The organism is Roseateles sp. P5_E11, from assembly GCF_054049355.1.
On the sequence record NZ_JBFUMO010000272.1, the window covers coordinates 1 to 7,495 of the forward strand.

The 7,495-nt window shown below is 68.5% G+C and carries 4 protein-coding genes; 2 read left to right on the top strand and 2 right to left on the bottom strand.

What is annotated here, in order from left to right; all coding sequences use genetic code 11:
* The coding region (locus ACXJKR_RS18815; RefSeq protein WP_457324107.1) for an aldose epimerase family protein at window positions 1–413 on the bottom strand (413 nt) is incomplete at its 3' end.
* Entirely contained in the window at window positions 410–2,014 is a 1,605-nt protein-coding gene (locus ACXJKR_RS18820; protein ID WP_457324108.1) for a glycoside hydrolase family 43 protein, read from the bottom strand. The genes ACXJKR_RS18820 and ACXJKR_RS18815, both read right to left, overlap by 4 nt.
* A 243-nt stretch (window positions 2,015–2,257) precedes the next feature.
* Here ACXJKR_RS18820 and ACXJKR_RS18825 point away from each other — a divergent pair, with 243 nt between their 5' ends.
* Both ACXJKR_RS18825 and ACXJKR_RS18830 read left to right on the top strand, forming a co-directional pair.
* Entirely contained in the window at window positions 2,258–5,998 is a 3,741-nt protein-coding gene (locus ACXJKR_RS18825; protein WP_457324109.1) for a glycosyl hydrolase family 8, read from the top strand.
* A gap of 66 nt (window positions 5,999–6,064) precedes the next feature.
* Window positions 6,065–7,495, top strand: a 1,431-nt coding sequence (locus ACXJKR_RS18830) for a zinc-dependent metalloprotease (protein WP_457324110.1), incomplete at its 3' end; no start/stop codon positions are given.

The following is a 7,495-nucleotide window of genomic DNA, read 5'->3' on the forward strand; positions in this document are numbered from 1 at the left end:
CTCAGTGAACCGGGGTAGCCCTGGTCGCCATCGGGCGAATGCAGGGCCAGGCGCAGGTGGTGCGTACCGTGGTCGACGACCGTCCAGCTGCGGCGGTCGAAGCCATCCGGACCGCCGTGCAGCTGGTTCTCGCCCTCGTTGGCGACGAGCCGATGCGCGCGCCCGTCCAGCGTGATGGCGGCGCCGCCGATGCGGTTGGCATAGCGGCCGACGATGGCGCCAAAGAAGCCGGGCTCGCGCAGGTGATCGGCCGGCATCGCGTGCCCGAGCACGACCTCACGCCGACTGCCATCCGGCATGGGCGCGAGGCAGGACAGCCAGCACGCACCGAAATCGCTGACCTGGATCTGCAGGCCGCCAGCCGTGCCGAGCGTGAAGACCGCGGGATCGGCTGCTGAACCCTGGGTGCTCATCGAGGCAGGTAGTCGAAGCGGGTGAAGTCAGCCGTTCGGGCGCGGCCGCTGGTGTCGAAGGCCAGCATGCCGATGAAGGCGCCGGTGAAGGAGGCATGCTCGGCGCGGCCGCCTTCGTCGGAGATGACGCTGGCGTCCAGCACCGGCCCCACGGGCTGCCAGCCCTGGCCCCAGTCGGCGAGGAACTGCAGATGCGGGCCGTCGATGTCGGCAGCGAGTTGCACGGGGCCCTCGGCGGGCAAAGGCACGGGTTCGCCGAGGGGGAACTGCAACCGGTTGTCCGGCCAATCGCCGGGGCAGGACAGGATGCTCAGCACGCGGCCCAGCCCGTCCGCCCAGGTGATGAGGAGGGCGTGGAACTTGTGGCGGTTGTAGTAATGGGTCAGGCCCGCGGCCTGTTGGTAGGTGTCGGGAGAAAAAGCCGCCACCGTCGTCTCGGCGCGCAAGCCGGCATCCTCCTGGCGCCGCGCCACCAGGCTTTGCTCAAACCAGCTGCCCACCGACTCGCGCCCGGTCAGCCGCAGTGCGCCGCCGGTGAGCGTGAACAGCCGGTCAGGCTCGGGCGTGCGCAGCCACTGGAATTCCTGCGGCAGGCGCGGGCAGTTGACGAAGCTGCGCCGCACGGCTTCGCGCGGCAGCGGCTGCGCATCAGTGGGCGCAGCCACCTCGACGGCCGGCACCATGCCGCCGTCGGCGAGGTAGAGCCAGTCGTCCTCACCCCAGACGCAACGTTGGATGGCCGTCTCGCGGCCGCGCGGCGAGCGCCGCGTGCCCGGCAGCGGCCGGCCGCAGAGGTGGGCGAGGTAGACGCTGCCGTCGGCCAACTGCACGACCTGGCCGTGGCCGGCGCGCTGCAGCGGCGCGTCGGGTGCGTCCTTGCTGCTGACGACGTGCCGCTGGGAGTGGGTCTCGTAGGGGCCATGCAGCGCGCGCGAACGCGCCAGCGTCACCGCGTGGCCGTAGCCGGTGCCGCCCTCGGCCGTCATCAGGTAGTACCAGCCCTGGCGCTTGAAGAGGTGCGGCCCTTCGACCAGGCCCAGCGGCGTGCCGCGGTAGATGTTGGTAACCGACCCGACGAGCTGGCGGCGTTCGGCGTCCCATTCCTGCAGCAGGATGCCGGCGAATGCGGAGGCCTTGGGCTGGCCGCCGATGGAGCCGGTGCGGTGGTCCCACAGCATGTTCAGGAACCACTTGCGGCCATCTTCATCGTGGAAGAGAGAGGGATCGAAGCCCGACGAGTTCACGTAGACCGGGTCGCTCCAGGGGCCCTCGATGCTGGGCGCCGTGACGATGTAGTTGTGCGCATCCTTGAAGTTACCCTCGAAGCGCTTCACATCGGTGTAGACCAGCCAGAACAGGCCGTCCGCGTAGGACAGGCAGGGCGCCCAGATGCCGCAGGAGTCCGGGTTGCCGCGCATGTCGAGCTGGCTCTTGCGGTTCAGCGGGCGCGTCACCAGCGTCCAATTGACGAGGTCGCGCGAATGGTGAATCTGCACGCCGGGGTACCACTCGAAGGTGGAGGTTGCGATGTAGAAGTCATCGCCGACGCGGCAGAAGGAGGGGTCCGGATTGAAGCCGGGCAGCACGGGGTTGTGGATCATGAATCGTGGCCTGCTGGACGTGGGCAGTGCGGGCGGCTTCGAAAAGGTTACGCTACCATAAATAGGCTGAAGCGCGCCTTTATGGAATTCATCATGGCGGCGTGCATCAGGCAGAAGTGGGCTGAGATACCAGGGAAAATCCCGATCAGCCCCCGCGATCATCTTTGTGCTTTAAAACTGATTGCGTAAACATCAATGGCCAAAGAGCGTCCCGTGCCAGGACGCCGGGCGTGGAGACTAGCGGTGATTCGTCGTGTTTTGAAAATCCTCGCGGGGCTGCTGGTCGCGGCTGGTGTTTGCGTGCCCGCCCTGGCTTGCGACGCACCCGTGTCGGTCTGCGCGCGCGACCCCGGTCGCGCGCTGGCACTGGTGAAGGCGGGCCAGGCGGCTGGCGTTGTTGTCGATGCTGCGGCCGATCCGGCGCTCCAGCATGCGAGCCGCAACTTCGCGGCGGACCTGGAGCGCGTGTCGGGCAAGCCGGCAGCGCTGCTGAACCGTATCGCCGACGCGCGCGGCGAAATCGTGGTCATCGGCGAGCTGGGGCGCAGCCCCATGCTGGACGATCTCGTCGCCCGCCGCAAGCTCAAGCTCGACGGGCTCAAGGGCCGCTGGGAGGCCTACCGCCAGGTGGTCGTCGAGCAGCCCTGGCCGGGCATCGCCCGTGCCCTCGTCATCGTCGGTTCGGACCGCCGCGGCGCGGTCTTCGGCACCTACGACCTGTCGGCCCGCATGGGCGTCAGTCCCTGGGCCTGGTGGGCGGACGTGCCGGTGGAAAAGAAGACCGATGTCTTCGTCACCGCGGGCGCCCGTGACGACCAGCCCCAGGTCAAGTACCGCGGCATCTTCATCAACGACGAGGCGCCGGCGCTGAGCACCTGGGCGCAGGCCAGGTTCGGCGGCGCCAACTCGGCCTTCTATGCCCATGTCTTCGAGCTGATCCTGCGCCTGCGCGGCAACTACCTGTGGCCGGCCATGTGGGCGCCGCGCGCCTTCAATGCCGACGACCCGAGGAACATGGTGCTGGCCGACGAGATGGGCGTCGTCATGGGCACCTCCCACCACGAGCCGATGTCGCGGGCTCATGACGAATGGGCGCGCTCCAAGGGCGGCGCCTGGGACTACGCGAAGAACCCCGAGCAGCTGCGCGAGTTCTGGCGCGGCGGCATCCAGCGCACGATGGGCCGGCCCGGCGGCAAGGCCTTCGACACCCTCGTCACCGTGGGCATGCGCGGCGACGGCGACGAGCCGATGAGCGAGGGCACGGCCACCGCATTGCTCGAAAGCGTCGTGCGCGACCAGCGCAAGATCATTGCCGACGTGACCGGCCAGCCGGCCGAGAAGACGCCGCAGATGTGGGCCCTCTACAAGGAGGTGCAGGACTACTACGACAAGGGTATGCAGGTGCCCGACGACGTGCTGCTGCTGTTTGCCGACGACAACTGGGGCCAGATCCGCCGCCTGCCGGTGAAAGACCTCGACCGCAAGGGCGGCTACGGCGTGTACTACCACTTCGACTACGTGGGCGGGCCGCGCAACTACAAGTGGCTCAATACCAACCAGATCGAGAAGACCTGGCAGCAGATGAACCTGGCCCACGAGCGCGGAGCGGACGCGCTGTGGATCGTCAACGTCGGCGACATCAAGCCGATGGAGTTCCCGATCAGCTTCTTCCTCGACATGGCCTGGTCGCCCGCGCGCATGACGCCGGCGGCGTTGTCGGCCTACCCGCGCGACTGGGCGGCGCGGACCTTCGGCGGCGCTCAAGCCGCGGAGATCGGTGAGCTGGTCACTCGCTACAGCCAGTATGCGGCACGGCGCAAGCCTGAGCTCGTCGATGCGGGCAGCTTCCGTCTCGGCAACGCCTCGCCCGATGCGCTGGATGGCGGCGACTTCGGCCGCCGCGTCGCCGAATGGGAGGTGCTGGAAGCGCGCGTGGCGAAGGTCAAGGCGGGGCTGAAGGCCGACCAGCTCGACGCCTACTTCCAGCTGATCGAGCACCCCGTGCTGGCGATGGCCAACCTCTACCGGCTGCACTATGCGGCGGCATGGAACCGCAAGCTGGCTGCGGCGGGTGACGCACGCGCCAATGTCTTTGCCGACCGCGCCGAGGCCGCTTTCCAGCGCGACCAGGCCATCGCCGACCAGTACCACGCCCTCGCGAACGGCAAATGGGCCGGCATGATGCTGCAGACCCATATCGGCTACACGAGCTGGCAGCAGCCGGACAAGAACAGCATGCCGGCGGTGAAGCGCGTGGCGGGCAGCGCCGATCCGGCCGAAGTTCAACGCCAGCTGGAGCGCGCCACGGCAGAACCGTCGAACGCGATCACGCTGGAGGCGATTCGGTTCAGCCGCGCCATCAACGGCCAGGGCCTGACCTGGACGGTCATCCCCAACCTCGGCCACGGCCTGGGCGCTGTGACGGCCTTGCCGCAAGGCCACGCGCCGACAACGCTGGCCGATGGCGTGCGGCTGGAGTACGACGTCGACACGTCGCATGCCGGCGACACGCTGCTCAGCCTGCACATGGTGCCGACGCTGGACACGCGCAATGCGGGCGGCATCCGCCTGGCCGTGGCCGTCGACGAGTTGCCGGCGCAGGAGCTCAAGCTGAACCTGGTGCCGACTGCAGGCCCCGAGCTGAGCCGCGGCGAGAAGGACTGGGCGCAGGCCGTCAAGGACAACGGCTTTGTGCTCAGCGCACGCTTCGCCAGCCTGCAGCCCGGCCGCCATGTCATCAAGGTCTGGCGCCTCGATGACAACGCGGTGCTGCAAAAGCTGGTGCTGGCACCGCTGGCCTCGGTCACCCTCCCGCCGCGTGGCGCGGCACATACCGGCAACTACCGCAACCTGCTGCGCGAGATCCGCCCCAGCGTGACCGAGGCCGACATCGACGCCAGGCTGGCCGGCTACTGGCAGTCGCTGTTCGAGGGCGACGCCGAACACCGTGTCGTCTACGCCGCGCCCGCCACACCTGACGGCCCGGCCGCCTATGTGCTGGACGTCAACAACGCCGATGTGCGCAGCGAGGGCATGTCCTACGGGATGATGATTGCCGTGCAGATGGGCCGCAAGGCGGAGTTCGACGCGCTGTGGAACTGGGCCGCAACCCACATGCGCTACCGCACGGGCCCGCGCGCCGGCTACTTTCGCTGGCAATGCCGGCCCAAGGGCTGCGACAAGGACACCGTGCCCGCGTCCGACGGCGAGGAGTACTTCGCCACGGCGCTGCTGATGGCGGCCGCCCGCTGGGGCAATGGCCAGGGCCTGTACGACTACAACGCCCAGGCCCAGGCCTTGCTCAGCACCATGCTGCACAAGGAGCAGATGAACGGCGGCATCGTCGACGGCGTGCGCTCGATGTTCTCGCCCGAGCGCGGCCAGGTCGTCTTCGTGCCTATCGGCAAGGCGGCCGACTTCAGCGACCCGTCCTACCACCTGCCCGCCTTCTACGAGATCTGGGCCCGCCGCGCCGCCAAACCCGAGGACCGCGAGCGCTGGGCCGAGATCGCCGGGATCAGCCGCGCCTACTTCTCCGTGGCGGCCCATCCGAAGACCGGCCTGACGCCCGACTACGCCGAATTCGACGGCCGCCCGCGCGTGCATGAAGGCCATGAGGACTTCCGCTACGACGCCTTCCGCACGGCGGTGAACTGGAGTGTCGACCAGGCCTGGTGGGACAAGAACCCGGACGCCGCGGGCTTGAGCCGCAAGCTGCTGGGCTTCTTTGCTTCACAAGGCAAGTACGGCAAGCCCTATCCGCATCTCTACACGGTGGACGGCAAGCCCTTGAATGACGAGGCCGCCACGGGCCTGATGGCCAGCAATGCCGTCGCAGCCCTGCTCGTCGACAAGCCGCTGGGTGCGCGCTTCGTCAACGATCTCTGGGCGCTGGAGCCGCCCGCCGGCCAATGGCGTTACTACGACGGCCTGCTGCAGTTCATGGCGCTGCTGCATGTCACGGGGCGCTTCAAGGCTTGGTGAGCGCGTCGGCCCCTTGCCTATGATGCCCACCGTGCGCGCTGTGGTGCGCCGGACCCAAGGGATGCCATGAAAAACAAGACGCAAAGCCGGGCGCTGTCAGCCGCCCTGCTGCTGGCTCTGGCCGTTAGCCAGGCTTTCGCCCAAACGCCCCCCGCTCCGCCGGCCTCCGGCGCCTCGGCGCCCGCTGGCGCAACGCGCCCGACGGCGCCCGACGTGACCGAGCCCAAGCCCTTCGACAAGGTCATCACGGCCGAGGCCAAGACGCAGGAGGGCCTGTTCCGCGTCCACAACCTCAAGAACAAGCTCTATTTCGAGATCCCCAAGGCCTTGCTGGAGCAGCCGCTGCTGATGGTGGCCAACGCCACCGCCGTGCCCGCGGGCCAGGATCATGTGGGGCGCACACTCAACCAGGACGTGCTGCGCTTCGTGCTCAAGCAAAACCGCGTGATGCTGCAGCTCGTGTCGCACGATGCGGTGAGCGCGCCGGGCAGCCCGATCGCGGACGCCGTGCGCCTGTCCCAGCGGGATGCCATCCTGGCGGTGTTTCCGGTGGAGGMTTTCGGCAAGGACGGCGCGCCGGTGATTGAGGTCACGCGGCTGTTCAACTCCGAAGTGGGCGATTTCAGCGCCCGTGCCATGGTGCGCGGCGGCGTGGACAGCAGCCGCAGCTACGTGGAGCAGACCAAGGCCTTCCCCGGCAGCGTGCGGGTGGACGCGGTGCATACCTACACCGTCATGCCGACGCCCATGCCCACGATACCGGGCCTGCCCGTGCTGCCGCAGATGCAGGCGGCGCGCAGCGTGTCGCTCAACCTGGCCTACAGCATCGTGCAACTGCCCCAGCAGCCCATGATGCCGCGCCTGCTGGACGACCGCGTGGGCTTCTTCAGCGTCAGCCGCACCGACTTCGGCGCCGGCGCGCACGAGGTCCGGCGCGAGCGCCTGATCACCCGTTGGAGGCTGGAGAAGAAGGACCCCGGCGCCGCGGTGAGCGAGCCGGTCAAGCCCATCGTCTGGTACATCGACAGGGCCACGCCCACCTCGCTGGTGCCCTATGTGAAGAAGGGCGTCGAGGCCTGGAACGAGGCCTTCGAGGCCGCGGGCTTCAAGAACGCCGTGCAGGCGCGGCCATTCCCCACGCCCGAGGAAGACCCGGAGTTCGACCCCGAGGACGTGCGCTACAGCGTCATCCGCTGGGTGCCGTCGCCCACCGCCAATGCCTACGGCCCGCACCTGGCTGACCCGCGCAGCGGCGAGATCCTGAACGCCAACATCGTGATGTTCCACAACATCGTCCAGCTGCAGCGCGACTGGTACGTCACGCAGGTGGGCCCGCTGGACCCGCGCGCCCGCAAGCTGCCGCTGCCGGATGACCTCATGGGCGACCTGGTGGCTTTCGTCGTCACGCACGAGGTGGGGCATTCGCTGGGCTTCCCGCACAACATGAAGGCCAGCTCCCTGTACCCGGTGGACAAGCTGCGCGACCCCCAGTGGCTC

Coding starts and splice junctions, on each gene's coding strand:
- ACXJKR_RS18820 (WP_457324108.1), bottom strand. CDS start 2,014: ATGATCCACAACCCCGTGCTGCCCGGCTTCAATCCGGACCCCTCCTTC.